Raw genomic sequence first — 22173 nt, 5'->3', positions numbered from 1 at the left:
TCCCTCCTTCGCAGTGGGTGATCGCTTGGAGCATGCCAGGAGGGGCGCCGCGGCGAGATCGTCCGCGCGGACGATCCTCGACGGTCCTGGAGACGGAGGGTGCGACGCTCTCAGGTGGAGGCGGTGGCCGTCACTGTCTCACCGACCTCGTCGAGGGGACGCATGCGCCGGATGCCCTTGCTGACCGAAGCGATCAGAGCCGCGATCCCGAGGACGAGAGCGAAGGCGAGGAACGCCCACAGCTCGTCGACTCGTTCGAGAAGGAAGCCGCCGAGCAGTGGCGCGAACGGCGCGAGGCCCATCGCGAACAGGCTGATCGTGCTGTCAACGCGCCCTTGCATAGAGTCCGGTGTGATGGCGATCTGGTAGGCGAACAGGCCTGCGTTGATGGCGGGTGAGGGAACGACGGCAAGCGCCAAGAGGGCGGCGGTGAGGTAGTTCCCTGGTGTCAAGGCGGCGGCTGTGACCAGGCCGGTGGCAGTCCACAGCGCCGCGGTGATGAGACGCTGCGGCTTCACTCGAGGCTGCAGCCATGGCGCGAGCAAGGCGCCCGCGAGGCCTCCGACCGTCGCGACGATTCCGGTCGTGTGGCCGGCGAGACGGTCATCGAGCGGTCGGTCGGAGCGTCGAACCGCCGTGATGCGGCCGTCCACGAGCGGAGCGCCCCTTGGGTGCGACACCTGCGGGTGGTGTGGGCGACGCCGCCGAGAGCGGTCCGGTGTCCGGAAGTGGCCGCAGGTGACCCGCGGACGGTGTCGGCGTCCGCGACGGCGTCAGCGGAGCGGGCCACCGACGTCGAGGAGCGCGTGGTGTCGCCCCCAAGGGGGTGACTTCGGTCAACGCGCGGTGACCTTGCTCAGCGCCGGTTGGACCTTGGCCACGGCCGCGCTCGCGACGTTCGTGCTCTTCGTTCCCCGGCGGGAGCGGCGATGGGCGCGACGCGTCCGCGCGGCCTCACGAGCTTGCAGGGCGGCGATCCTCGCCTGGAGGCGGGCCTCCCTCCTCGCGGCCCGCGCGGCGAGCCGCGCCTCGCGGCGCGCTTTCCCCCCGAGCAGGCGCGACACCTGCGCGGCGTCCTTGGCGCCGTGCCGAGCGCGCCACCACCACGCTGGTCTGCCCTCGGTGTCGAGCGCGGCGAGCAGGAGCCCGCCGAGCAGTCCGAGGTTCTTCAGGAAGTGGATCTGTTGGTTGGCGCGTCGCGCGGGATCGTCCTCCTCCCAGAAGGGGTGGCCAGCGGCCGTGGTCGGGATCATCGACGCGGCGAGGGCCAGGGCGCCGATCCGCCGGCACCGACCCGTGGCGAGGGCCAAGCCTCCGGCGACGTGGACAGCGGCGTTGACGCGGACCCACAGGCGCGGATCCTCGGGGATCCGTTGCGCCAGCTGCGGCGGGGCGACTCTCCTCAGGGTGGGGACCACCTGGTCGGTCACCGGCTTCGCGCTGGGTACGAGCGGGTCGGGGTTCTTGATGACCTTCGCCCCCTGGACGACGAAGGTTGCCGCGAGCATCGACCGGGCCAACGTCCTGACGAGCGCCATGGATCTTTCATACCGCGTCCCGGACCCTCCCGAACCTGGGAACGCCCCGACGCCCACCAGCCGAGACAGGGCACCAGTCGCACAGAGCCGAGGACTGGCGCCCAGCTCGGCCGACATCGGCGAGCCGCTGCTCAGGGCGTCAGCCGGTGGAGGTCACGCGGGAAGAGCGTGACCTTCCGCACGTTGTCCGCCCCGACGAGCTGTGCCACGAATCGTTCGAGGCCGAACGCGAACCCGCCGTGCGGAGGCATGCCGTACCGGAACGTCTCCAGGTAGGACTCGTACGGCTCCAAGGGCTGGTGAAGCCTGCGCAAGGCGGCGACGTAGTCGTCGTACCGGTGAAGGCGCTGCCCTCCGGTGACCAACTCCGTGCCACGGAAGAGGAGGTCGAACGAGTTGGACCAGCGCGGGTCGTCCGGCTGCGGGTGCGTGTAGAACGGGCGCTTGGTCATCGGGTAGCCCGTGACGAACAGAAAGTCGCTGCCGTGCTCGTCGCGCGCCCACTCACCGAGGGCCCGCTCGTGCGCCGGGTTGAGGTCGGGCTCGTCCGGCGGGGCGTCCACGATCCGCAAGGCGTCGGTGAAGTGCACCGCTGGGATCTCGTCGGGGACGCTGGGCGGTGTCAGCCCGAGACGCTCGCACGCCGCGGGTGCCAGCTCCTGGACGGCCCGCACCATGCCGCGGGCGACCGCCGACACCACTGCCATCACGTCGCGGTGGTCCTCGATGAACCCCAGCTCCGCGTCGAGAGAGACGTACTCGGCCAGGTGACGCACGGTGTCGTGCGGCTCCGCGCGGAACACCGGCCCGACCTCGAAGACCCGCTCGAAGACGCCCACCATCGCCTGCTTGTAGAACTGGGGCGACTGGGCGAGGTAGGCCGGCCGGCCGAAGTAGTCGACGCGGAAGACGTTCGCCCCGCTCTCCGTCGCGGTCCCGACGAGCTTGGGGGTGTGGATCTCGGTGAAGCCGAGACCGGTGAGGGTGTCGCGGAAGCCCGCGACCGCCGCAGCGGCGATTTCCAACGGCGCCCGCAGCATCGGGTGTCGCAGGGTGACGGGCGCGTGGTCCAACAGGGTGGGCAGGCCGGCGTTGACGGTCGGGCGCCAAAGCTCGATCGGGGGCGTCGCCGCCGGCTGGCTGAGCAGCCGGAAGGCGGGATCGACCACCTCGACCCCGCCTGGTGCCTGAGGGTTGGCCACGGCGCGGCCGGTCACCTCGACAACGGTCTCCTCGCCGATCTCCTCGACCTGCGCGGCGACGTCCGGGTCGCGAACGACCACCTGCGCCAGACCGGTGCGGTCACGGAGCACGACGAACGTGACGGACGCGAGGCGCCGCCGGCGGTGGACCCAACCCTGCAGGCGTACGTCGCGGTCGGCGCTGGAGGGGAGCTCGGCGGCGAGCGTGCGCGCCAGCGACCGCACGACGGATTGCTGCACGGGTGGTCACCTCCTACGGCTGTCGGGACGCCGGATCGGCGTCCTGCCTGCTTGCGTCCCCTGGGGTGTGGGCGAGGGGGAACTCGCGGTGCCACCACACCTTCGCCGCCGCGGATGTCCGACGCGCGGGACGGCGGCCTCATTTCAGCCCGGTGACGGGGGCCAACCGGCGGGGCTTAGTGGGCGGTCGGACAGGCGTGTGCCGACGCGCCGTTGTTCCCCGCGGCTCGGGAGGGTCTTCGCACGGGACCGGACGTCACCTTCTCAGCTACCGGTTGACTCTCTGTGGTCCGGTTCGCCCCGGGCTACTCGTCTCCGTCGTCGCCGTTGCCGGCCATGATACGGGCCGCTTTCGGACGCGGACTCTTCGGCGAGACGGCGGGTCAGCGTCCGGAGGACGCGGATGGTGTTGGTGATGTAGTCGTGGATCGCGGCGAGCTCGCGCTCGTCGTAGCGTCGCATGAAGGTGCCCATCTCCTCACCCAGCTCGGCGAAGATGCCGGCCAAGTCGGGCCCGGTGGCGGTGTCGGACGCGGTGAGGAGGACACGGCGACGGTCTCGTGGATCCGGCGTCCGACGCACGTATCCCGCCTGCTCGAGGCGGTCGACGACTCCGGTGACCGCGCTGGCGCTGATGCCGAGCTCTGACGTGAGGGCACCGGTGGGGAGAGGGCCGCGCCGGACGATCAGGCCGAGCGCCTTGTGCTCGGCGGCGTTGAGGCCCAGCCTGTGGGCGACCGCTTCGTGGAAGAGGACGATCGCGGTGCTGAGCTCCCAGCCAAGGTCGGCGCCGTCGCTCATGATCGCGCTCCTCTTTACTTCAGCAATCTGAATAGTTCATTATTGTGAAGCAATGCCCAAGCCGAGGAGGCCCTCCGGTGTTGTCAGGACTCGCGCTCGCTGGACGCGCGGCGGGATGGGGCGTGCGCTTCTACCTGCGTCACATCTGGCTCGTCGCCGGGCTGTCCGCCATCCCCGCCGTCCAGCGCTTCGTCGTCATCCGGTTCGGCGGCGAGCTGCCGGAGGGGCTCAGCGCTGGCACGGAAGTGCTGACCGCTGTCGTTCGTCTCCTGCTCGTGGTTCTCATCGTCCGGCTCGTCGCCCGAGACGACCCCGGGCTGCGCGACCTGGGCGCGCGTGGCGTGTGGGAGAGGTTCGGTGAGTTCGTCCACCGAGAGCGCGCCGCGTTCCTGACCCAGTTCGCGGTGCTGGGCGCCGCGTTCGTCGTCTTCGACACCCTGCCGACCGCCGCGATCACGGCCTGGGTGCCCGACCCGCAGGCCGAGCTCGTCATGGCGGTGCTCGTCGCGGCCAAGAACCCGACCGTCATCGCGTTCACACTGATCTGGATGGTGGCGGTCGTCCGCGCGATGGTCCACGCGGCGATGCCGGCCGACGGCGCCTCGGCCGGCGCGGCCTCCCTCGATCCGTCCGGAGCGACCGCGCAGGCCTCGGCCCGGTCCGACGGCGGAGCCTCGACTGTCGGCGACATCCAGAACAATGGCCGTCGAACGCAGTGACGGCGGTCGCCGCGACGGCATGGCGAAGAAGGCGGGGACGTATGTGCGGGAGATACTCGCTCAGTCGTGATCCTGAGGACCTCGCGCGGGAGTTCGAGGTCGCTCGGATCGACGTGCGCGAGACGTTGCAGCCCGACTACAACATCGCCCCGACCAAGCGGGTGCCGGCCGTTCTCGAACGCTCGCCGGACGGTGATCGCGACGCCCCGCCCGAGCGCCGACTCACGCTCGTGCGGTGGGGGCTGATCCCGTCCTGGGCCAAGGACCCGAAGATCGGCAACCGCCTCATCAACGCCCGGTTGGAGACCGCGCACGAGAAGCCGGCCTTCCGGCGTGCCTTCGCGGCGAGGCGGTGCCTCCTGCCGGCCGACGGCTACTACGAGTGGTACGGCGAGGCGAAGGGCGCCAAGCAACCCTTTTTCATTCACCGGGGCGACGGCGGTGTCCTGGCGATGGCCGGGCTCTATGAGATCTGGCGTGACCCCACCCGACCCGACGACGACCCCGACCGGTTCGTGTGGACGTGCACGGTGCTCACGACCCGAGCCGTGGACGATGTCGGCAAGATCCACGAGCGGATGCCGCTCCTGGTCGAGCGGGAGCGCTACGCGACCTGGCTCGACCCACGGATCAACGACGTCGACCAGCTTCGCTCCATCCTCGTGCCAGCGGCTCCCGGGTTGCTCCAGGCCTATCCGGTCTCGACGGCGGTCAACAACGTCCGCAACAACGGGCCGGAGCTGGTCGCCCCGTTGCCGGCCGAGAATGCCTCTGACGCAGCGACGGGAACGCTCGGCCTGTTCTGAGAGGCAGCTCTGAGAGGTCTGACGTTCGCGAGAACCGTCCCTCTCCACAGCTCACCCAGCCAACAGGGCTGTGCACAGGGCGTGGGTGGGTAGCGATGCCGACATGCGCGAGGTCTGGGACGATCACGCCATGGCCTGGACCGAGCGCGTCGTCGAGACCTCTGAAGGGCCGGCTCGGCTGATCTACGACCGGGCACGGCGCACGACCGCCACGCTCGTCCTCGGTCACGGCGCTGGCGGTGGGCCCGAAGCCAGGGATCTTGAGGCCCTCGCCTCCGCCTTGCCGGCGTCGGGGATCAGCGTGATCCGTGTCGAACAGCCGTGGCGGCTGGCCGGGAAGCGGCTGGCCCCGAGCCCCGCGCGGCTCGACCGAGGATGGATCGGAGCGTTGAACCACTTGCGTACCCGGAGTCCGCTGATCGTCGGAGGGCGCAGCGCAGGAGCACGGGTGGCGTGTCGCACCGCTCGCGCACTCGGTGCCGTCGGGTGCGTCGCTCTCGCGTTTCCGCTGCACCCGCCGGGACGTCCGGAGAAGTCGAGGGCGGAGGAGCTGCTGGAAGCCGGCGTCCCCACCCTGGTCGTGCAAGGAGAACGGGACAGCTTTGGTCGGTCGGACGAGCTGCCTGACGGTGTGGAGATCGTCACCGTACCCGGAGCGGACCACGAGTTCCGAGTGAGTCGGTCAAGCCCGGTCGACCAGGAGGAGGCACTCGCCATCGTGGTGGAGTCGGTGGCGGAATGGATTGTCCGTACGGTGGGCGGTTGATCCTCTTGTCCGGAACGCGGCGGATGAGCTGACTGACCGAGCTCACCCGTTCCCACCTCCGGCTGAGGCGGTCAGCTGGGGCACAGGCCGGGAATCACGGCAGTCGCGCGGATGTTGTCACGGTCAGGTCGAGACGACACTCAGGAGGCAAGTTCGTGGTTGCCGCGTGCCCACCCAAGCCGAGTTCCATCGGTGACTCCACGCAGTGGCTGGGATGGACCGCTAAGTCCGCGGAGGCTGCGTCTGCCGAGGCCGAGCTGGCGCTATCCTCGCGGGCAATGGAAGCGGTCGTGACAACGGAGACGCCGGAGGAGCGGAGGGCCCGTTTCGAGCGAGATGCCCTACCTCTCCTCAACCAGCTGTACAACGCGGCGCTCCGGATGACGCGCAACCCCGCCGATGCTGAGGATCTGGTCCAAGAGACCTTCGCTCGGGCCTACTCGTCGTTCCACCAGTTCACCGAGGGCACGAATCTCAAGGCGTGGCTGTACCGGATCCTGACCAACACCTTCATCAACAACTACCGCAAGCGGCAGCGTGAGCCGCAACGGGCGGCCACCGAGGAGGTCGAGGACTGGCAGCTCGCTCGGGCCGAGTCGCACACCTCGGGTGGCCTGAAGTCGGCGGAGGTGGAGGCGCTGGAGCACCTTCCCGACTCCGACGTGAAGGAAGCGCTTCAGCAGGTTCCCGAGGACTTCCGGATAGCGGTGTACCTCGCGGATGTCGAGGGCTTCTCCTACAAGGAGATCGCCGACATCATGTCGACTCCGATCGGTACCGTGATGTCACGCCTGCACCGAGGACGGCGCCAGCTCCGGGCGCTCCTCGAGGACTACGCACGTGAGCGCGGGCTCCTCCCGACGACGGCGGACGGGAAGGATGGCGAAGAGGAATGAGCTGCGGCAAGCCGCACGATGTCGACTGCGCCGAGGTCCTCGAGCGGGTCTTCCTCTTCCTCGACAACGAGCTTGACGAGGCCGATTGCGCGAAGATCCGACGTCATCTCGACGAGTGCGCACCGTGCCTGCAGAAGTACGACCTGGAGGAGCTCGTCAAGTCGCTCGTCGCGCGATCCTGTGGTGGCGACAAGCCACCCGAGAGCCTACGCAGCAAGATCCTCGCCCGTATTCGGGCGGTGCACGTTCAGATCACGGAGAGCTCGCCTCCCGCCGTCTAAGACGTGGAGTCGAGACGATAGCCCTGCCGAGCGCCACTGGCGCGCCTCGTCCTCAGTCGCCGGCGCCGCCGTTGGTTGACGATTCTCGATGAGCGGTTGGCAGTCGCGTCAATGACGTGCCGGAGCGGCACGGTCCGTGCGGAGACGACCGGCCAGCTCCGGCGTGGTCGGCGATGACGGCCCCGTGCTGGGCCTCGATGTCGGTCAGGCGTTGGGACGCTTGCCGTGGTTCGCCGCCTTCTTGCGCCGGGCCCGACGCTTGCGACCGTTCTTGGCCATCTCGATCCCTCTCGTTCCCGTGGTCAGATCCGGTCCCGGTGACGCTCTCGGCCGCTGACCGCGCCACGCGGGCGGTGGGAACCGTCCCCGCGTGACCGCGTCGGACCGCGGGCGTCACGGCAGGACATCTTCGCACGACACCGGATCCCGGGCTGCGACAGAGTCCGAAAGTCCCCGCTGACCGGGCCCTTTCCGCAAAAAGTAGCTACGCTACGTATGCAAATTTGCAGATCCTCCTGCAGGGATGCCCGGTCCGTCCCACTTACGTGTACGTAGAGTAACCATCTTTGTGGTCGCCTGCGCCTGATCGCGGCACTTCCGGCGCGGGACCGCTCACAATCGCGCAAACAGGCTGCTCATACCTGTCGCGTATTTCTTTCGGGTGCAGGTACGGTGGGTGATCGCCGTCGTGGTGATCTGCCGGCTTTGCCGCGTGCGGCCGTCGGAGCCTGGTCACCGAGCGTGCGAGGTGGGCGTGCGCTCGGCTCGTGTCATGCGGCGCACGCATCCCCGAGGATGGTTACGGAAAGTCACCGTAACGTTGTGGAGTCGCCTTTTCGGTCACCACTTGACCGTGAACCACTATGCGTCGTTGACTCTTCATTGTCGTCGGGCGACTCCCGCAGAACGTTTTCCGTTCAATCATTCAAACCTTCATAGTCGCGCTGGTGTACCACCAGCTCGATGTCGTGTATTCGCGTGCTCCGGTAATGGAGTGGCTGTCGAAGGGAGGCACACATGCGCGCTTTCCGCGGTGGTGGCGGCCTCGAGTGGGGCTGAGATGGGTCGGTTGTCGTTGGTTGAGTCGTGGTTTGGAAGGGAGGGTGTCGTGAGCGTTTTCCGCGGTGGTGGCGGCCTCGAGTGGGGCTGAGATGGGTCGGTTGTCGTTGGTTGAGTCGTGGTTTGGAAGGGAGGGTGTCGTGAGCGTTTTCCGCGGTGGTGGCGGCCTCGAGTGGGGCTGAGGTGAGTCGGTTGTCGTTGGTTGAGTCGTGGTTTGGAAGGGAGGGTGTCGTGAGCGTTTTCCGCGGTGGTGGCGGCCTCGAGTGGGGCTGAGATGGGTCGGTTGTCGTTGGTTGAGTCGTGGTTTGGAAGGGAGGGTGTCGTGAGCGTTTTCCGCGGTGGTGGCGGCCTCGAGTGGGGCTGAGGTGAGTCGGTTGTCGTTGGTTGAGTCGTGGTTTGGAAGGGAGGGTGTCGTGAGCGTTTTCCGCGGTGGTGGCGGCCTCGAGTGGGGCTGAGATGGGTCGGTTGTCGTTGGTTGAGTCGTGGTTTGGAAGGGAGGGTGTCGTGAGCGTTTTCCGCGGTGGTGGCGGCCTCGAGTGGGGCTGAGGTGAGTCGGTTGTCGTTGGTTGAGTCGTGGTTTGGAAGGGAGGGTGTCGTGAGCGTTTTCCGCGGTGGTGGCGGCCTCGAGTGGGGCTGAGGTGAGTCGGTTGTCGTTGGTTGAGTCGTGGTTTGGAAGGGAGGGTGTCGTGAGCGTTTTCCGCGGTGGTGGCGGCCTCGAGTGGGGCTGATCGTAGGTCGTCGGACAGTTTTTCGATCCGTCGTGAGAGTCGAGACGTCAGATGCCGAAGGTCGGACCGCCGAGACTCCACGTTGCGGAGAGTCAGGTTGGTCAAGACTCTGCGTCATCCCAGTCAGTTTCCTCGAGCATGAGACCCGACGCGAAGGAGGCTGTGGTGAACGTCCGCCGTGCGGGTAGCGGCCTGGAGTGGGGCTGACAGAGCCGCCGATCGATGCATCGCCGATGGGAGGAGGATGACGTGAGGACAGTCACCGCACGTGGTGGCCTGGAGTGGGGCTGAGCCACACTGAGTCTCGCCACGCGCGACCGGAGCTCCAGGGCCACGAGGAGGTTCTCTGCCCATGCCTACTCTCGCGACCTGCCTCTACGTCGGCGCGCTGGCAGCCGTGGCCCTCGTCGTCTCCGTGGTGTCCGTCGCGAACGTGGCGGCGCCAGTGGACGTGGCCTTCTTCGCCGCGTTGGTCTTCCTCGCCGAACAGGCCAAGGCGCGCGTCCAGTCCCGTGCCGAAGGTGATCTGCTCGCTTCCTTAGCTTCTGTCATCGCCGTCGCCACGTACCCGGTTCTCGGGATGTGGGGCGCACCCGTCCTGCTCGCCAGCCTGCTGGTCTTCCGCACCACGACCCCCGTCGTCAAACGCGTCTACAACGTCTCCCAAAACGTCGTCTGCACGTTCCTCGGTGGTGTCGTGTACGTCGGCCTCGGCGGCGACGTCGGCGCCGTCGACGCCAGCGACTTTCCCTACATCCTGGTGCCGATCACCGCAGCCAATCTGGTGTGGCATCTGGCCAACTACGCGCTGCTTGCCGGAGTGCTGCGGCTCGACATGGGCGCGGGACCGCTCCGCGTGTGGCGGTCGCTCTTCGCGAAGACCTTCGGCGCCTTCATCGGGTTCTCCTACCTCGGGTTCTTGATGGGGGTGCTCTGGCTCGGCCAGCTCGGTCCCTTCGCCGCCCTCTTCCTTCTCCCGCCGCTGTTCGTGGCGAACTGGGCGTTCGCGCAGTACGGCGCCGAGCAGAAGGCGCACCAGGCGACCCTCCAGGCGTTGGCCCAGGCCATCGAGACCAAGGACCTCTACACCCGGGGCCACGGCGAGCGGGTCAGCAAGGCGGCCACGATGCTGGGTGCGGAGATGGGCTGGGACGGCGCGCGCCTCGAGGCGCTCGCTCAGGCGGGGCTGCTCCACGACGTCGGCAAGATCGGCGTCCCCACACGCATCCTGCAGAAGGACGGCCGGCTCTCGGAGGACGAGTACGACGCCATCAAGCTGCACCCCCTCCACGGGGTGGAGGTCGTGGGTGACATCGCCTTCCTCGAGGACGCCCGCGCTGGCATCATGCATCACCATGAGCGCTACGACGGGACGGGTTATCCGTCGGGCCTTCGGGGCGCCGATATCCCCATCTTCGCCCGCGTGCTGGCGATCTCCGACGCGTTCGACTGTATGACCAGCCTGCGCTCCTACCGTCCCGCCCGACCTGTCGAGGAAGCTCTTCAGGAGCTCATCCGCTGCCGGGGCACCCATTTCGACCCGGATCTGGTCGACCTGTTCGTCTCGGTGATCCGTCGCGACGGGTGGACACCCGCACGGGTACCCCACGTTCCGTCAGCGCAGGCGACGGCTCCGGCGTACGACCATGACGACCCGACGCATCCGCCACAGGTCGAGGAGAGGTCCGGCGAGTCCTCATGAGCGGCTCCTCACTGGCGTCGATCCGGTCGCCCTCACTCTTCGATGGCTCAGCGGTCGTGGTCGCCTGCGCCTCCGTGCTCACCGTGACGGCGGTGGCGCAGACCGCGGTGCGTGGCCTGGTCGCCCCGATGGTCGCGGTGACGTTCGGCTGCCTGATCGCTGTCGGGGAGGTGGTGCGTCTCCGACTGCCTGACGACCGCGTGCAGGCTCCGATCGGACTCGCCGCCGCTCTGGGCTACGCGCTCCTGAGCCACCTGCCCCACGAAGGGCGCGCCGCCCACACGGTGCTCCAGACGGTCGCCGTCACCTCCGTCGGGATGCTCGTCGGCGCGCTGCCGCACGCTCTGGCTGGCCGGGCCACGGAGCTCGAGGGCATCGCGCGGCGCGTGATCGTCGTCGCCGGTGTGGCCGCCGTATTCCGCCCGTTCGTCCTCGCCGACGACTGGTACGCCTGGCTCGACGCGCACCCGCCGTCGTGCGTGGTCCTCACCGTCCTCGCCGTCCTCGTCGCGTGGCCGCTCGAGGCGGTCCTGGCGGCCGGGGTGGAGGCCAGTCGTCACGCGGGGCCGTTCCTCGCGCTGCTGCGCAACGAGCTCGTCGCGTTCTTCGGCATCGGGGCCGCCATCGCGTCGACCGGCGTGCTGATCCCGCTCGCCACCTGGGAGGTCGGGCTCTGGGCGTTGCCTCTCGTGATCATCCCGCTGCTGCTCGCCCAGTTCGCCTACCGCCGGTACGCGAGAATCCGACGTACCCAGGTCCAGACCATCCGCGCCCTGTCGCGCGCGACCGAGGTGGGTGGCTACACCGAGACGGGCCACGCCCGCCGCGTGACCGAGCTCGCCCTCGCGATCGGTCGGGAGCTGGGGCTGTCGGAGCGTCGCCTTCGGCACCTGCAGTACGCGGCCCTCATGCACGACGTGGGACAGCTCTCGCTGACCGATCCCATCCCGGGAGGTGCGACGGTGCTGCTGGCGCCGGAGGAGCGTCGCCGAATCGCGACGCTCGGGGCGGAGGTGGCGCGCAAGGCGGCGATGCCTGAGGAGGTGGCCCGGATCGTGGAGGCTCAGGCGGAGCCCTATCGCCGACCGCACCTGTGGGAGGACAGCTCGGTTCCCCTGGAGAGCCGCATCATCAAGGTGGTCAACGCCTACGACGACCTCGTCGGCACCGCCACCACCGAAGACGCCCGGTTGGAGGCGCTGGAAGGGCTCCGGCTGGGAATGGCGTACGAGTACGACCCCCAAGTGGTCGCGGCGCTGGCACGGGTCCTGAGCCGCTCGAACCTCATCCCACGGTGAGTGACCACACCGCTCACGGGGCGTGGGTGCCGCGCCGGCGAGGGAGGGCGCGGACGGCTGTGCCGCGGTTCGCCGTAGGCTGCCTCGCCGTGTGGCGCGGGCAGGTGGCCGGCGCATCGTGATTGGATGACGGGGTCCACGGAAGGAGGGCTGGTGGCTGAGCAGGTTCGTGCGGAGATGGTCGCCAACGTGTTCGAGGTCAACGTCGCGCCCGGGGACTCCGTGGAGGCGGGGCAGCCGCTCCTGGTGCTCGAGTCGATGAAGATGGAGATCCCGGTGGTCGCGGAATCGGCGGGAGTGGTCCGTGAGGTGACCGTGACCCCCGGCACGGTCGTCCAGGAAGGCGACGTGCTCGTCGTGCTCGAGTAGCTCGGCGCTCGCCCGTGGCCAGGGTGCGGGGAGCGTGGTCAGATCCCGAAGGTGGAGCGCGGGTAGGCGGCGTCAGGGTCGGTGAGCACGTTGACCAGGTACGGCACGTCACTGGCGAACCCACGCCGGAGCGCGGGGCCCAACTCGGCCGGACGCCGCACCGTCTCAGCGGCCCCACCCAGCGCCGCCACGATCGCGTCGTACGGTGTGCCGGGTCGCAGGTCGGTCGCGACGTCGTAGCCGTAGAGCATGCGCATCGGGTGCTTCTCCAACCCCCAGCAGCCGTTGTTGCCGACCACCATGAGGACGGGCAGCCGATGCCGGACCAGCGTGTCGACGTCGAGCAGGGACATGCCGGCGGCGCCGTCACCCAGCAGGACCACCACTTGCGAGGAGGGACGGGCGATCCGTGCCGCGATCGCCGCGCCGAGGCCGGCGCCGAGGCACCCGAACGGGCCCGGGTCGAGCCAGCACCCGGGAGCGCCGGGGGAGAGGAATCGTCCGGCGAACGAGACGAAGTCGCCACCGTCGCCGATGATGACGGCGTCGTCGTCGAGCAGGGGAAGCAGCTCGCCGTAGACCCGGGCCGGATGGATTGGGTCGGTGTCGGCGGTGAGGAGCGCGGCGTCCTGCTCCCGGGCGGCGTCCGCGGCAGCGCGCAGCTCGGCGTGCCACGCCGACCAGTCCGGCGGACGGAGAACCTGCCGCCACGCCGCCACCAGCCCGGTCAGGATCGCGGTGAGGTCGCCGGCGACCGAGGCGGCGAGGTCGACGTGCGAGGCGACCTGGTCCGGGGCGTCGACGAGGTGGACGACCTGGGCTGGCGGCGCGCCGTCCCGGCCGCCGAAGGCCCCGAAGTTGAGCCGGAAGTCCAGCGGCGTCCCCACGACCAGCGCGAGGTCGCAGCGTCCGAAGGCCACGCCACGCGCCCGTGAGACCAGCGACAGATGTCCCCGGGGGACGACGCCCCGTCCCATCCCGTTGGTGACGACGGGCACCCCGAGCTCCTCGACCACCTCGAGTGCCGCGGCCTCCGCGCCATCGAGCCAGACGTCAGACCCCAGGACGAGCACCGGGCGGGCGGACTGCGCGAGGAGAGTCGCCACCTCGGCGAGCGTGTCGTGGTCGACGTCGCCTGCCGCCGAGCCAGCGGTCGATGCCAGTGGGACCTCCGCGCTGGTCCGGCTGTAGAGCTGGTCCATGGGAATGTCGAGGAACACGGGTCCGCGATGGCGTGACCCGGCGAGACGGAAGGCCTCGTCGACGGCGCTCGGCAGCTCCGAGACCGTCGCGACGGTCCGGGCGCGCTTGGTGATGGGCGCGAGCAGCGGAGGGTGGTCGAGCTCCTGGAGGCTACCGGAGCCCCAGCGATGGCTCGGGGCGCGACCACCGAGAACGACCAGTGGTGAGCCGGACTGGTAGGCCTGGGCGATCGCGCTGACCGAGTTGGTGACGCCGGGGCCCGCGGTGACGACCGCCAAGCCGGGTGTGCGAGTGAGTTTGCCGGTCGCCTCCGCGGCGAAGACCGCGGTCGCCTCGTGCCGCACATCGACGAGACGCATCGGCGGAGGTTGCGGACGGTCCCGACCGCCCACCGCCGCGTCGTAGAGGGGAAAGACGTGGGCGCCGGTCAGCGTGAACATCGTCTCGACCCCGTGCGCACGGGCGACTGCCACCGCGAGGTCACCACCGTGGCCTTCGAGGAGCTCACGCTCCGACCGCTCGTCGACGCCTGTCCAGTCACCCGTGGACCTCTCGCGCGGGGCCCCCGTGGACCTGTCGGCAGGGGACACGGCCATGGGTACCTCCCAGGTCAAGGCGACTAGCGCCGCGGTTGCGCGAAGAGGTGCGGCTGGCTGGACCGAAGGACCCGGATCAGCACCAGCAGCAAGTCGGCCCGCACGTGCGGGGGATTGGCGAAGAGCGCGGCGTCCTGGGGCGTGGGGTAACCCTGGACGCCGAGTGCGAGCTGCAAGTGGAGTGCCCGGAGGAAGGCTGCGGTGTTGCCGGCCGTCGGGGTCGGCCACTCCGGAGGCGGGTCGCCGTCTTTCACAGGCGGTGGGACGAGCCCGGTCGCCAGTCGTTCCACCCAGGGCTCCAGGACATCGATGCCGAGGGTGTTGCGGTGGAGGACGGCCATGATCGCCAACGCCAGCCGGTCGTCCTCACCGTGCACGAAGCGGTACCGCGTGGGCGTGAGCAGGCGATCGGCGACCACATCGAGCAGGACCGTGAGCTCCAGCTTGCCGAAGTGCGGGGAGCGGGCCAGAGCGCCGATCAAGTCCGCGCCGTGGGCGACCGCCGCCGCCCAGCCGCGCCCTTCGATGTAGCCGCGCAGGTCGCGTTCCCGGACGAACCACGACGCGGCGCGGTCTCCCCAGCGGAAGATGGCGTCGGAGTGGACGACCCGGGCGACGTGGTCGCGCATGATGGCGCTGGCAAGGAGCGACGCCGAGTAGGAGCGACGCAGGACGCTGTCGGTGCCGTCTTCGCCGAGACCGGTGAACAGACCCTCGGAAATGCCGTCCCCGAAGCCAGCGAGCAGGTCGTCGTAGACGCCCTCGCTGATCCAGGTCGACAGCACGGGATAGGCGATGCCCTGTCGAGTATGCGGGTCCGGGTCACCCAACATCTCGACCAGTTCGGTCGTGAGGTCGTCGAGCGGGCGGTCGTCGGGCAGCCTGAAGCCGCTCGCGCGGACCTGTTCCCAATAGGCTGAACGAACCCCCACGCGGACATCTTTCCAGATGACCTTCGTCGCTTCGAGGGTAGGTGGGGCCTGTCGATCATCGGTGAACACGCACCGCGACGGGGCTTCGTCGGGACGGCCGGAACCGGTCGCGCGACCTCTCGACCGCACGCCTCCGAGCTCCGGTCGTCCTGAACGGCCGCCCTCGGCGGAGCGCGACGACGGAGGCCGAACGTTGTGTCGGGACCCAGGTCGGGCCCGGGGATACGCTTCCGGCGTGCCCTCCCTCGATGACGTCGTCCAGCGGTACACCGACCTCGACGACGACGACCGCGAATGGCTGCATCGGCTCGTCGCCGAGTGGCAGATGCTGGCCGATCTGTCCTTCGCGGACCTGGTCCTGTGGGTTCCCGACCGCGACGGGTTGGGCTTCTGGGCCTGCGCGCAGATGCGGCCGACGACCGGGCCGACCGCGCACGTCGACGACCTGGTCGGGACGTTCGTGCCTCGGGGACGGCGTTCCCTGCTCGACGCCTCCTTCGACCAGGGTCGGATCTGCCGCGACGGTGACCCGGAGTGGCGCGACGCGGTGCCCGTGCGGGTCGAATGCATCCCGGTCCGTCGCCTCGACCGTGTCTTGGGCGTCATCACCCGCAATACGAATCTGCTCTCGGTTCGCACGCCCAGCCGACTCGAACTGACCTACCTGAAAACCGCGACCGATCTCGCCCAGATGATCAGTGAGGGCAGCTTCCCGTTGCCGGGGGAGCGAGTCGACCTGGGGGCCGCGCCTCGTGTGGGCGATGGGCTGATCCGCCTGGACGTGAACGGGATCGTCACCTACGCCAGTCCCAACGCGCAGTCGGCCTATCGTCGACTCGGCCTGATCGGCGATCTGCTCGGCTGTCACCTCGGCACGACGACCGCCGCCCTCGTGCCGCCGTCTCGCAGGCCTGTCGACGAAGCCCTCGCGGCGATCATGTCGGGGCGGGCTCCTCGGGAGACGGAGATTGAGAATTCCGCCGCCGTGGTGAGCATGCGGATCATCCCGCTCATGCCCAAAGGGACGCCCGTCGGCGCGGTCGTTCTGCTGCGTGACGTCACGGACTTGCGCCGGCGCGAGCGGGAGCTGCTCACCAAAGAGGCGACGATCCGAGAGATCCACCACCGCGTCAAGAACAACCTGCAGACGGTGGCGGCTCTGCTACGGCTGCAAGCGCGCCGGATCGGAACAGCGGGTGGTCGCGAGGCGCTCGAGGAGGCCGTCCGTCGCGTGGGCACGATCGCGATCGTGCACGAGACCCTGTCAACCGGGTTCGACGAGCGGGTCAATTTCGACGAGGTGGCCGACCGGGTCCTCGCGATGGTGGCGGAGGTCTCCATCCCGGAAACGAGGGTCGTTCCGCGACGAGTCGGAACCTTCGGGATGTTGGACGCGGAGCGCGCCACGCCCCTCGCGATGGTGATCACGGAGGTCGCCCAGAACGCCGTCCAACATGGTGTCGGCCGACGCGGCGGTCGAGTCGACGTGATCGTCGATCGGAGCGACGGCCGGCTCAAGGTGGTTGTCGAGGACGACGGTCGAGGGCTGCCGCCCGACTTTCACCTCGACACCTCAGGAGGCTTGGGTCTGCAGATCGTCCGCACGCTCGTGGAAAGCGAGATGGGTGGCCGACTTCACATCGGCGGACGCGAGGACGGCGAAGGGACCCGCGTCGTCCTGGATATTCCCGACGAGCTTTGACGAATCCCACGGGTTCGCCACTCGGCGACGCGGCACCGCGTCCGCGGTGAGGCGACGTCCAGGGCGAGGTGCCGTGGGGAGCCGTAAACCACGAGGCCCCCGCCGAGCGCCGTGGCGAGGGCCTGTGAAGAGCTTCGCGCGATCAAATGATCCGGGCCCGCGAGCGTGCGGCGCGCCGCTTGAGGGCTCGGCGCTCCTCCTCGCTCATGCCGCCCCACACACCGGCATCCTGTCCCGTCTCAAGGGCCCACTGCAGGCAGGAATCAATGACCTCACAACGACGGCAGACCGCCTTGGCCTCCTCGATCTGCAGGAGCGCAGGACCCGTGTTCCCGATGGGGAAGAAGAGCTCAGGGTCCTCGTCCCGGCAGGCGGCCCGGTGGCGCCAGTCCATCAAGGCTTACTCCTCGGTTCGCGCGTGTCGGCCTCCACCGACAACGCATGGCGGTTCGGTCTTGGTTTTGCTATGTGAACACTTTCACGATCACGTGCATAAAAGCACGGAGGCACCGGTGTCCCGGTTGCACCCACACGGAGTGTGATCGCTTGCGTCAGCCCCCGGCGCTCGGCACCGTACGGCGCCGCGCCTCTCTGCAGGCTCGATGGTTTCAACTCTGTCACAGATACACAAGACCCTTTCCGTGGTGAACCACAGAAAAATCGGTGTCATGTGCATCACAGAGCGGACCGAAGCCTCACAGAAGGTGACGGCTGCGCTGTCGGACAACACCGGCACAACGAGTCGTTCAGTATAGGCGTAACCGTCGAGGGGGTGGTAGCGGGCGGCTACCGACCGGCGACCGCCCGATACTCTTCGCCCCATGGCGAAGCGTCGCACCGCGGATCGCCGCCCGGAGAGATCGGACACGTCGTCGACTACCGGAGCGGACCGTGTGGGGACGGCGCGATCCGGGCTTCCGTGGACATTGCGGGCAGCGGCGGTCGTGGTCGCGATCGAGGCCGTGGGAGCGATCTACGTCGGTGCCTGGTTGATCGTCGCCACGCTGCTGGAGCGTCCGCGCGGACTCGGCATCGCTGTCTCGAGCGGGATCTTCGTCCTCGCCGTGGGCGTCGGCTTGGGCGTCCTCGCCTATGGCCTGACCCGTGTTCGGCGGTGGAGTCGAGGGCTCACCGTCGCGCTCCAGCTGCTCGGATTGCCGCTCGGATACGAGCTGGTGTCCGGCGGCACGTGGCCGGTCGGCGCGGCGATGCTGGTCTGCGCGGTCGTGGCACTGGCGCTGATCCTCGCGCCACGGTCGACCGAGAGGTTCCGCGTGTGATCGTCGCGTGACAGCCCGCTAGTCCTGCAGCAGGCGTTCCCGGAGCTGGGCGAGAGTGCGCGACAGCAGCCTCGACACATGCATCTGAGAGATGCCCACTTCCGCGGCGATCTGGGACTGGGTCATGCCGCGGAAGAAGCGCAACAGCAGGATGCGCTTTTCTCGGTCGGGAAGCTGGCTCAGCAGTGGTCGCAGCGCCTCGCGGTACTCCACGCCCTCGAGGGCCTCGTCCTCGGTCCCGAGCGAGTCGACGACCGCGGGAGCGTCGTCTTGTCCTTGGTCGGGCGCGTCAAGTGAGAGGGTGCTGTAGGCGTTGGCGGACTCCAGCCCTTCCAGCACTTCCTCTTCCTTGACGCCGAGCTTGCCGGACAGCTCGCCGATCGTCGGCGCTCGCCCGAGTTCCTGCGTGAGGTCGCCGGTGACCGTGGCCAGCGAGAGGCGCAGCTCCTGCAGACGGCGAGGAACACGGATGGCCCACCCTCGGTCGCGGAAATGGCGTTTCAGCTCGCCCACGATCGTGGGTGTCGCGTACGTCGAGAACTCCACACCTCGGCTGGCGTCGAACCGGTCGACGCTCTTGATCAGTCCGATCGTGCCGACCTGGACCAGGTCGTCCAGCGGCTCACCCCGATTACGGAAGCGCCGCGCCAGATGCTCGACCAGTGGAAGGTGCATCTCGACGAGCCGATCACGGATCTTCGCGCGATGCGGGCTGTCGGGCGGGAGTGCGTTGAGCCGCTCGAACAGTTCGCGGGTCACGGCCCGGGTGTCGACCACACCGTCCAGAGGCGGCAGGTCGTCTCCTGCCGAGCCCAGGCCATGCGTCGCCGGCTGTTGGTCGATCACTGTTCCACCGCACCCGTTTCGTGGGATGGCAGCTGCGTCGTGCCGGACCCGCGTGCGCTGTCACGCGGCGCTCCGGCCCGGTCCGATGCCCGCCGGCTCCGCGCCTGACGGGCCTCGTCGAGCTTGCGCACCTCGGCGGACGAGGTGTCGTGGCGTGGTCGGCGGACGGCTTCGCCTCGCTTGGTGAGGGTCACCGTCGCCCGCTGCTCGTCTGGGTCGACGGAGGTCTCCACCTTCCCGGCGAGAGCGGTGAGCACGGTCCACGCGAACGAGTTCCGGCTCGGCACGCGCGGGTTGCGCGACCGCACCGAGACCGAGACGGTGAGCTCGTCGCCAGCCAGCTCGAAACGACAGGTCAGCTGCGAGTCGGGGATCGCCTGGCTGAGCAGGAGGGCGCTGGCCTCGTCGACCGCGATCCGGAGGTCCTCGATCTCGTCGAGGGTGAAGTCGCGCCGCGCCGCCAGCGCCGCTGCGGTCGTCCGAAGCACGGAGACGTAGGCGGTCCGGGCTGGTACGCCGAGCTCGACGACGTCCACCTCCTGGTCTCCGCCTGCCGTGGGCGCACTGCCGGGAACGTCGGTCACGGATGCTCCTCCGCCGTGGGTGTGGACCGCTTGGTTGGCGAGTCAGCCTCACCGTATGCCCGGAGACTATCGCGCGTCGGCCGATCGTGGACGCGGAGTATGGGGATGACAACGTAGCGTCGCGAAAAGTGTCTGATCAAGACGAAAGCGGACCGTGCCGGCGAGGGTGGCCGGCACGGTCCGCCTCCCGCGGAAGTCCTGTCGCTTCGCGACCTACGACGCCTTCTTGGTGGCCCAGAAGATCTCGGCGATCTCGTCGATCTTCGCCAGGAGCTGGTCGGCGACGGCGACGTCGTTCGAGCCCTTGGTGCCAGCGGCGCCGGCGAGCTTGGTCGCCTCGTTGAACAGCTGGTGCAGCTGCGGGTACTGCTCGAAGTGCTGGGGCTTGAAGTAGTCCGTCCACAGCACCCACAGGTGGTGCTTCACCAGCTCGGAGCGCTGCTCCTTGATGATCAGCGCCCGTGTCCGGAAGTCGGCGTCGTCGCTCGCGTGGTACTTCTCGATGATCGCCTTGATCGACTGGGCTTCGATTCGAGCCTGCGCCGGGTCGTAGACGCCGCAGGGCAGGTCGCAGTGCGCCGAGACTTCCACCGTCGGCGCGAACAGACGCGAGAGCATCCTCGTCCTTACCTCCTGAACCGGGTCCGAGTGACGTGCACCGTCAGCTCATGGATGGGCCTCTTGCGACACTACTACCGGATTCCCACCAGACGTCGGAGGGACCATGCCGCGATACGGGCTGGCCATCGTGCGCGGTCGATCGATGCTCCCCACCTTGCGTGACGGAGATCGAGTCCTCGTGCGCTACACCAACCAGGCCCGTCCCGGCGACCTCGTGCTCGTCCGGCTGCCTGGCCGGCCGCTGTCGGTCAAGCGTCTCCTGCGCCGGGAGCCGGAGGGCTGGTGGGTCGAGCGTGACAACCCGCGCGAGGGCATCGACTCGTGGACCGTGGGTGCGGTGCCCGACGGCGACCTGGTCGGAGTCGTGGTCGCCCGGTTACGTCTCCTCACCCTCGTGGCTCGATGTGTGAAGCGGGCGCGGGGGCGACGCTGAGCCCTCAGGTGGCGGCCGGCGCCGGTCCGTGGCGCTCGCCCGGAAGGCGCGCTCCCGTCGCTCTTTCCCGCCGTCTGCCACGCAGCGTGGCCGTGATATGACACACTCTTGTTCACACGGGTGACCCCCGTCGAGCCACGTCGACCCTGGACCTGGTCGTCGAGGTTGTTCTCCATCCGTTCCGTCCGCGGTGCTGTGACCGGGCACCCGCCTGGACGCCACCGTCTCGTCACCTCTTTGGGTCCCCGCATGTCCGATCGTTTCGTTCCGATGTCCTCGACGTCGTCCTCGGCCACACGCGACGAGGAGCACCCCGCGTTCACCTTCCACCGCGGAGGCAAGCTGGAGGTGTCCCCGGCCGTGCCCGTTCGCGGGAGCTCCGACCTGGCCCTCGCCTACACTCCCGGCGTCGCCGAGGTGTGTTCCGCCATCGCCGAGCGGCCCGAGCTCGTGCATGAGTACACCTGGAAGTCCAGGACGGTCGCGGTCGTCACGGATGGCACGGCGGTCCTAGGGCTCGGTGACATCGGACCCGAAGCTGCCCTGCCGGTCATGGAGGGCAAGGCCCTGCTGTTCAAGAAGTTCGCGGGCGTCGACGCCGTTCCGATCTGCTTGGCTTGCACGGACGTGAGCGAGATCGTGGAGACCGTCGTGCGGCTGGCGCCGGCGTTCGGCGGCATCAACCTCGAGGACATCGCGGCGCCTCGATGCTTCGAGATCGAGCGTCGGCTTCGCGACCTTCTCGACATCCCGGTCTTCCACGACGATCAACACGGGACGGCGATCGTCGTGCTGGCGGCGCTCACCAACGCGCTCGAGCTGACCGGTCGCAAGCCCATCGACACGAAGGTGGTGATCTCGGGCGCGGGCGCCGCCGGTGTCGCCGTGGCGAACATCCTGCTCGCCTCCGGATACGAGGACATCGTCGTGACGGACCGCGGCGGCGCGCTGCACGTCGACCGGTCGGACCTGAACCCGGTCAAGCGTGCGCTCGCCGAGTCGACCAACCCTCGTGGGCGTACAGGGCGTCTGGTGGACGTGCTTCGCGGCGCGGACGTGTTCATCGGGGTCTCGGGCGGCCAGGTGCCCGAGGAGGCGGTGGCGAGCATGGCTGACGACCCCATCCTGTTCGCGCTCGCCAATCCCACCCCGGAGGTCCCTCCCGAGGTGGCCGCTCGCTACGCGGCGGTGGTGGCGACCGGGCGGTCGGACTACCCGAACCAGATCAACAACGTGCTCGCCTTCCCAGGCGTGTTCCACGGTGCACTGAGCGTTCGGGCGCGGCGGATCAGCGAAGGCATGAAGCTCGCGGCGGCAGCGGCGCTCGCCGAGATCGTGGGATCGGACCTGGCGCCGGAGCGGGTGATTCCCTCACCGTTCGACCCGCGGGTGGTGCCGGCGGTGTCGTCCGCGGTGGCGGACACCGCTCGCCGCGAGGGACTCACACCGCGGTAGGCGCCACTCGGGTGGCCCACGCGGGTGGGCTGATGTCGTGCCTGAACGACGCTCGTGTGCACGAGGCACGGCCGCGGAGACGCTTGTGCCGATGCCCGCCCACGACTCCTTGGTCC

General features: G+C 69.0%; 23 protein-coding genes. 12 read left to right on the top strand and 11 right to left on the bottom strand.

The window, feature by feature from the left end:
* Nucleotides 1–110 precede the first annotated feature (110 nt).
* From DFJ64_RS04265 to DFJ64_RS04250, 4 genes are all read right to left on the bottom strand, one after another.
* Nucleotides 111–653: an MFS transporter gene (locus tag DFJ64_RS04265; protein ID WP_115849264.1), complete on the bottom strand. Its 543-nt coding sequence runs from the start codon at nt 651–653 to the stop codon at nt 111–113.
* A 183-nt stretch (nt 654–836) separates the two neighbouring features.
* On the bottom strand, nt 837–1538 hold the full coding sequence (locus DFJ64_RS04260; RefSeq protein WP_115849263.1) for a DoxX family protein: 702 nt from the start codon (nt 1536–1538) through the stop codon (nt 837–839).
* 131 nt (nt 1539–1669) lie between these two features.
* On the bottom strand, nt 1670–2980 hold the full coding sequence (gene aspS / locus DFJ64_RS04255; protein WP_211310486.1) for an aspartate--tRNA(Asn) ligase: 1311 nt from the start codon (nt 2978–2980) through the stop codon (nt 1670–1672).
* Nucleotides 2981–3244: 264 nt separating this feature from the next.
* Nucleotides 3245–3781 (bottom strand): MarR family transcriptional regulator, encoded by a 537-nt coding sequence (locus DFJ64_RS04250; protein WP_115849262.1) that lies wholly within the window; start codon nt 3779–3781, stop codon nt 3245–3247.
* 77 nt (nt 3782–3858) lie between these two features.
* Here DFJ64_RS04250 and DFJ64_RS04245 point away from each other — a divergent pair, with 77 nt between their 5' ends.
* The 5 genes from DFJ64_RS04245 to rsrA all read left to right on the top strand — a co-directional run bounded on the left by DFJ64_RS04245 (nt 3859) and on the right by rsrA (nt 7249).
* Nucleotides 3859–4500 (top strand): hypothetical protein, encoded by a 642-nt coding sequence (locus tag DFJ64_RS04245; protein WP_115849261.1) that lies wholly within the window; start codon nt 3859–3861, stop codon nt 4498–4500.
* A 41-nt stretch (nt 4501–4541) separates the two neighbouring features.
* Nucleotides 4542–5306, top strand: coding sequence for an SOS response-associated peptidase (locus DFJ64_RS04240; RefSeq protein ID WP_115849260.1), 765 nt, complete (start codon nt 4542–4544; stop codon nt 5304–5306).
* 130 nt (nt 5307–5436) lie between these two features.
* Nucleotides 5437–6072 (top strand): alpha/beta hydrolase family protein, encoded by a 636-nt coding sequence (locus DFJ64_RS04235; RefSeq protein ID WP_115851811.1) that lies wholly within the window; start codon nt 5437–5439, stop codon nt 6070–6072.
* 278 nt (nt 6073–6350) lie between these two features.
* Nucleotides 6351–6968 carry a sigma-70 family RNA polymerase sigma factor gene (locus DFJ64_RS04230; protein ID WP_115849259.1) on the top strand — a complete coding sequence of 206 codons (618 nt, stop codon included), beginning with the start codon at nt 6351–6353 and terminating at the stop codon, nt 6966–6968.
* Complete coding sequence (gene rsrA / locus DFJ64_RS04225) at nt 6965–7249, top strand: mycothiol system anti-sigma-R factor (RefSeq protein ID WP_115849258.1); 285 nt, start codon at nt 6965–6967, stop codon at nt 7247–7249. Before DFJ64_RS04230 ends, rsrA begins: the two co-directional genes overlap by 4 nt.
* Nucleotides 7250–7453: 204 nt before the next feature.
* On the opposite strand, the gene DFJ64_RS20185 is transcribed toward rsrA, so the two are convergent.
* A complete protein-coding gene (locus tag DFJ64_RS20185; protein ID WP_425452211.1) occupies nt 7454–7528 on the bottom strand; it encodes a 50S ribosomal protein bL37 in 75 nt (24 codons plus the stop codon).
* A gap of 1860 nt (nt 7529–9388) precedes the next feature.
* Between DFJ64_RS20185 and DFJ64_RS04220 the strand changes: the two genes are divergently transcribed.
* The 3 genes from DFJ64_RS04220 (at nt 9389) to DFJ64_RS04210 (ending at nt 12405) form a co-directional block, all read left to right on the top strand.
* The gene (locus DFJ64_RS04220) at nt 9389–10738 is read left to right on the top strand and encodes an HD-GYP domain-containing protein (protein WP_115849257.1); all 1350 of its coding nucleotides are present in this window, start codon (nt 9389–9391) and stop codon (nt 10736–10738) included.
* The gene (locus DFJ64_RS04215; protein ID WP_115849256.1) at nt 10735–12036 is read left to right on the top strand and encodes an HD-GYP domain-containing protein; all 1302 of its coding nucleotides are present in this window, start codon (nt 10735–10737) and stop codon (nt 12034–12036) included. The genes DFJ64_RS04220 and DFJ64_RS04215 overlap by 4 nt, the downstream gene beginning before the upstream one ends.
* 153 nt (nt 12037–12189) lie before the next feature.
* The gene (locus tag DFJ64_RS04210; protein WP_115849255.1) at nt 12190–12405 is read left to right on the top strand and encodes a biotin/lipoyl-binding carrier protein; all 216 of its coding nucleotides are present in this window, start codon (nt 12190–12192) and stop codon (nt 12403–12405) included.
* 38 nt (nt 12406–12443) lie between these two features.
* On the opposite strand, the gene DFJ64_RS04205 is transcribed toward DFJ64_RS04210, so the two are convergent.
* Nucleotides 12444–14204 carry an acetolactate synthase gene (locus DFJ64_RS04205; protein ID WP_115849254.1) on the bottom strand — a complete coding sequence of 587 codons (1761 nt, stop codon included), beginning with the start codon at nt 14202–14204 and terminating at the stop codon, nt 12444–12446.
* Nucleotides 14205–14227: 23 nt separating this feature from the next.
* The gene (locus DFJ64_RS04200; RefSeq protein ID WP_115851810.1) at nt 14228–15136 is read right to left on the bottom strand and encodes a DUF2785 domain-containing protein; all 909 of its coding nucleotides are present in this window, start codon (nt 15134–15136) and stop codon (nt 14228–14230) included.
* Between the two features lie 235 nt (nt 15137–15371).
* On the opposite strand from DFJ64_RS04200, the gene DFJ64_RS04195 reads away from it, so the two are divergent.
* Nucleotides 15372–16838, top strand: a complete 1467-nt coding sequence (locus DFJ64_RS04195; RefSeq protein ID WP_115849253.1) for a sensor histidine kinase — start codon at nt 15372–15374, stop codon at nt 16836–16838.
* A 142-nt stretch (nt 16839–16980) separates the two neighbouring features.
* Here the strand turns inward: DFJ64_RS04195 and DFJ64_RS04190 are convergent, their stop codons facing one another.
* The gene (locus tag DFJ64_RS04190) at nt 16981–17232 is read right to left on the bottom strand and encodes a WhiB family transcriptional regulator (protein ID WP_115849252.1); all 252 of its coding nucleotides are present in this window, start codon (nt 17230–17232) and stop codon (nt 16981–16983) included.
* Nucleotides 17233–17731: 499 nt separating this feature from the next.
* Between DFJ64_RS04190 and DFJ64_RS19350 the strand changes: the two genes are divergently transcribed.
* Nucleotides 17732–18118 (top strand): hypothetical protein, encoded by a 387-nt coding sequence (locus tag DFJ64_RS19350; protein WP_170152489.1) that lies wholly within the window; start codon nt 17732–17734, stop codon nt 18116–18118.
* 18 nt (nt 18119–18136) lie between these two features.
* Here DFJ64_RS19350 and DFJ64_RS04180 read toward each other — a convergent pair whose 3' ends face one another.
* The 3 genes from DFJ64_RS04180 to sodN all read right to left on the bottom strand — a co-directional run bounded on the left by DFJ64_RS04180 (nt 18137) and on the right by sodN (nt 20166).
* The gene (locus tag DFJ64_RS04180) at nt 18137–18964 is read right to left on the bottom strand and encodes an RNA polymerase sigma factor SigF (protein ID WP_245940937.1); all 828 of its coding nucleotides are present in this window, start codon (nt 18962–18964) and stop codon (nt 18137–18139) included.
* Complete coding sequence (locus DFJ64_RS20180) at nt 18961–19548, bottom strand: ATP-binding protein (RefSeq protein WP_211310484.1); 588 nt, start codon at nt 19546–19548, stop codon at nt 18961–18963. The genes DFJ64_RS04180 and DFJ64_RS20180 overlap by 4 nt, the downstream gene beginning before the upstream one ends.
* Nucleotides 19549–19761: 213 nt before the next feature.
* Complete coding sequence (gene sodN, locus DFJ64_RS04170) at nt 19762–20166, bottom strand: superoxide dismutase, Ni (protein WP_115849251.1); 405 nt, start codon at nt 20164–20166, stop codon at nt 19762–19764.
* A gap of 106 nt (nt 20167–20272) precedes the next feature.
* Between sodN and DFJ64_RS04165 the strand changes: the two genes are divergently transcribed.
* Together DFJ64_RS04165 and DFJ64_RS04160 are read left to right on the top strand one after the other, a co-directional pair.
* A complete protein-coding gene (locus DFJ64_RS04165; protein WP_115849250.1) occupies nt 20273–20602 on the top strand; it encodes a S24/S26 family peptidase in 330 nt (109 codons plus the stop codon).
* A gap of 270 nt (nt 20603–20872) precedes the next feature.
* Nucleotides 20873–22057: an NAD(P)-dependent malic enzyme gene (locus DFJ64_RS04160; RefSeq protein ID WP_211310720.1), complete on the top strand. Its 1185-nt coding sequence runs from the start codon at nt 20873–20875 to the stop codon at nt 22055–22057.
* Nucleotides 22058–22173: the final 116 nt, after the last annotated feature.

The sequence above is a fragment of the Thermasporomyces composti genome (assembly GCF_003386795.1).
GTDB lineage: Bacteria > Actinomycetota > Actinomycetes > Propionibacteriales > Actinopolymorphaceae > Thermasporomyces > Thermasporomyces composti.
The sequence above is the reverse complement of the archived record's forward strand: the minus strand, read 5'-3'. Positions and strand labels throughout refer to the sequence as shown.

Excerpts from the sequence above, each read along its gene's own strand:
- rsrA (WP_115849258.1), top strand. The coding sequence starts at position 6,965 with ATGAGCTGCGGCAAGCCGCACGATGTCGACTGCGCCGAGGTCCTCGAG.
- DFJ64_RS04190 (WP_115849252.1), bottom strand. The coding sequence starts at position 17,232 with ATGGACTGGCGCCACCGGGCCGCCTGCCGGGACGAGGACCCTGAGCTC.
- DFJ64_RS04235 (WP_115851811.1), top strand. The coding sequence starts at position 5,437 with ATGGCCTGGACCGAGCGCGTCGTCGAGACCTCTGAAGGGCCGGCTCGG.
- DFJ64_RS04160 (WP_211310720.1), top strand. The coding sequence starts at position 20,873 with ATGTCCTCGACGTCGTCCTCGGCCACACGCGACGAGGAGCACCCCGCG.
- DFJ64_RS04250 (WP_115849262.1), bottom strand. The coding sequence starts at position 3,781 with ATGAGCGACGGCGCCGACCTTGGCTGGGAGCTCAGCACCGCGATCGTC.
- DFJ64_RS04230 (WP_115849259.1), top strand. The coding sequence starts at position 6,351 with ATGGAAGCGGTCGTGACAACGGAGACGCCGGAGGAGCGGAGGGCCCGT.
- DFJ64_RS04215 (WP_115849256.1), top strand. The coding sequence starts at position 10,735 with ATGAGCGGCTCCTCACTGGCGTCGATCCGGTCGCCCTCACTCTTCGAT.
- DFJ64_RS04260 (WP_115849263.1), bottom strand. The coding sequence starts at position 1,538 with ATGGCGCTCGTCAGGACGTTGGCCCGGTCGATGCTCGCGGCAACCTTC.
- DFJ64_RS04240 (WP_115849260.1), top strand. The coding sequence starts at position 4,542 with ATGTGCGGGAGATACTCGCTCAGTCGTGATCCTGAGGACCTCGCGCGG.
- DFJ64_RS04165 (WP_115849250.1), top strand. The coding sequence starts at position 20,273 with ATGCCGCGATACGGGCTGGCCATCGTGCGCGGTCGATCGATGCTCCCC.
- sodN (WP_115849251.1), bottom strand. The coding sequence starts at position 20,166 with ATGCTCTCGCGTCTGTTCGCGCCGACGGTGGAAGTCTCGGCGCACTGC.
- DFJ64_RS04205 (WP_115849254.1), bottom strand. The coding sequence starts at position 14,204 with ATGGCCGTGTCCCCTGCCGACAGGTCCACGGGGGCCCCGCGCGAGAGG.
- DFJ64_RS04220 (WP_115849257.1), top strand. The coding sequence starts at position 9,389 with ATGCCTACTCTCGCGACCTGCCTCTACGTCGGCGCGCTGGCAGCCGTG.